The following is a 3,067-nucleotide window of genomic DNA, read 5'->3' as shown; positions in this document are numbered from 1 at the left end:
CTTCTTTTGTTGTAAATCTTTCTTTAAACGTCTGTCTATCAATGTTTTTTAGTATCCTCATCGTTCCTGAATTTGAATACAATTTACAAAATAATATACTCATATACAACTATTTGTGAACTAAATGGGTAACCCTATTAAGGAAATTGATAACCGACTTCAGATTGTTGAATTCTCCTTCTAAAGAGATAAATTAATATAAAATTAACCTAAACTTAATAATTGGAAATCGATGTGATTTTTGAGTGTTTTTCTTGGATCGAAGCACTAATTAATGAAAATACTCTTTAATCTACCATTTCGAAACAAAAGCACATACCACTCATTATCACATCTATATAAGCTTTACGAAAAGGTATACAAATCAAATCCTCTATCAATTCCCCCAATTAATGATCTCTTCACATTAAATAATTGTTCATTTAATAATAATTACAATATCACTATACTTGCATTTTTTAAAATCAAAACTAAATGAAGAGTCTAAAACTTATTATTTTGTTAGCAATCATGCCATTAGGATTGCTAGCCCAAGAGACAAAAGAAAAGGCATGGTACGAAGTTGGAAGAGTATACGGAAAGGTTTTTACTAATGTACATTATGGCCTAGGAGATACTGAAGACAAAGCTTTTGAAGTAAAAAGAGCATACTTTGGCTATAAGGCTGATATTGATGAGCATTTTTCTGGAAATATTAAATTGGATATTGGAAACCAAAACGATATTCAAGATTATGCTGCAAAGAAACGTTTTGCTTATTTTAAAAATGCTTTTGTTCAATACAAGTACAAAGGTTTAAAGATTCAATTTGGTATTGCAGATGCTTTCCAATTTAAAGTTCAGGAAAAGTTTTGGGGATACCGATATATTCAACAAAGTTTCCAAGATAAAAACAAATTTGGCTCCAGTGCCGACCTGGGTATTTTTGCTTCCTATAAAATAAGCGAGCAATTATCCACAGATATCTCATTCACCAATGGTGAAGGCTATTCCAACATACAGCAAGATGAATATTTCAAAGGCTCCTTTGGACTAACCTACAAACCTATAGATGCCTTAGTAATTAGAGGATATGTAGATGCCTATCAATCTGAAGACATCACCCAATATTCAGCAAATGCTTTTATTGGTTTAACAACAAAGTATTTCACCTTAGGAAACGAATTTAACTACCAAGCCAACACATCTCATGTTGAAAACCATGACCGATACGGCCTCTCATTTTACTCTACAGTGAAACTGGTCAATAAAGTTAAGTTTTTCGCCCGTTACGACTACCTTTACTCTAACATCCTTGGAGGAGATGATATTCCATGGAACTTAGCAAAAGACGGTAGCAGCATAACATCAGGGATAGAATATCAGCCCATCAAGAACGTAAAAATGGCTCTGAACTATCAAGATTTCATTGCCTACGCTGAGAATGCAGCCGATTCCCATTATTTGTATTTTAATATTGAGTTAAACTTTTAAACCCCTTGTAAGATGCAAAAGAACTTCACAATAATACTTATTATAAGTCTCCTTATTTTTTCACAATCTTGTAGAAAAAGCGATTATAATTTACCTGTAGATGCCACAGTAATTACGGATAATGGCAGTGGTACAGGTACTGTAACATGGAAAAAAGGAGATGATATTACATTACAGGGATTTGTTTTTGTAAATGATGGCCAAGTTTTAACCATCGAGCCAGGAGCAATTATCAAGTTTAAAGAAGGACAAGGAGCTACAGCTAGCGCTTTAATCATTGCCCGCGGTGGAACCATCATTGCAAACGGAAATTCAGAAGACCCTATTATTTTCACTTCAGAATTAGACCTTTTGGATGGAACACTCTCTAAAGACTCTTATGGTTTATGGGGTGGTTTGATTATATTGGGAGATGCTCCTCTTAATACTGAAAGTAGTGAAGCCTTCATCGAAGGAATACCAACCAGCGAACCTCGTGCCTTATTTGGTGGACAAAACAAAGAAGACTATTCAGGTGAACTTTCTTATATCTCTATTCGTTACCCTGGAACTATATTAAACGAAGGAAATGAGATTAATGGATTAACATTAGGTGGTGTTGGCAACAATACCCTAATTCATCATGTTGAAATTATCAATAGTGCTGATGATGGTATTGAAATATTTGGCGGAACCGTAAATATAAAACATGCTATTTGTATCAATTCTCATGATGATATCATTGATTTTGATTTAGGATATCAAGGTAAAATGCAATTTATTCTAGGCTTACAGAAAGAGCAAGTGGGTGATAATTTACTGGAAACCAATGGTGGAATCGACCCCATTTATGGTCTTCCTATTACAAAGCCAACAATTGCAAATGCTACTTTAATTGGCAATTCTAGATCATCTAATAGCTGTATGAGTTATTCGAATTTTGCAGCCGGTATCACCGCAAATTCTATTCTTTATAATACTTCTTCAGGAGCTAGGAATGAATACCTTAATGGTTCTACCGATTCTTATTCTCAATGGAAAAGAGAATTATTAAAAATAGAAAGCAATATCTTTTATAATATCGCTAATAATGTTGAAAGCAATGTTTTTCAACTATATGGAAACCAAAATGAGGAGGCCTCTCAATTATGGTCTGTCTATTTTACCGCTGGAAATAATGAGATTACCAATTTAGGATTAAGTATAGATGGAGAAATAAAATTGGCTCCAGATGTTCCAACAGGAAATAATCTATATCCTCTCGACGATTGGTTTGAAATTACAAACTACAAAGGGGCTTTTGGAACCTACGATTGGACTGAGGGCTGGACTGTTTATAAGGATTTTCTAGAGGATTAAGTATTGCAATCCTTCTAGTAATTCACCGAAGCTTATAAACAAATAAAAACTGTTACTAATCAGTCAAGTGTCAATTTACTGTAGTTGCCCATAATAAATGATTTTTTTGTTTTGCCCCTTCCCCATGGGCATTAGCGTTAACTTAAGCAAAAAGCTCTTTCAATTTGTTGCTCAAAATTTAATCGATTTTTCCTTTTCTCATAAGTACAATACCTTGATAATTTAGCTAATGAGTCGCCTGGGATATTTGGGCTGT

General features: G+C 33.8%; 2 protein-coding genes. Both read left to right on the top strand.

What is annotated here, in order from left to right:
* Positions 1–474 precede the first annotated feature (474 nt).
* Positions 475–1,473 (top strand): porin, encoded by a 999-nt coding sequence (locus HNS40_RS21980; protein WP_172284863.1) that lies wholly within the window; start codon positions 475–477, stop codon positions 1,471–1,473.
* 12 nt (positions 1,474–1,485) lie between these two features.
* Positions 1,486–2,811, top strand: coding sequence for a hypothetical protein (locus HNS40_RS21975; protein WP_172284862.1), 1,326 nt, complete (start codon positions 1,486–1,488; stop codon positions 2,809–2,811).
* Positions 2,812–3,067 lie beyond the last annotated feature (256 nt).

This window comes from Lentimicrobium sp. S6 (assembly GCF_013166635.1).
Classification (GTDB): Bacteria; Bacteroidota; Bacteroidia; order Bacteroidales; family UBA12170; genus UBA12170.
Note: the sequence above shows the minus strand (reverse complement) of the source record. Positions and strands in the feature narration are given on the sequence as shown.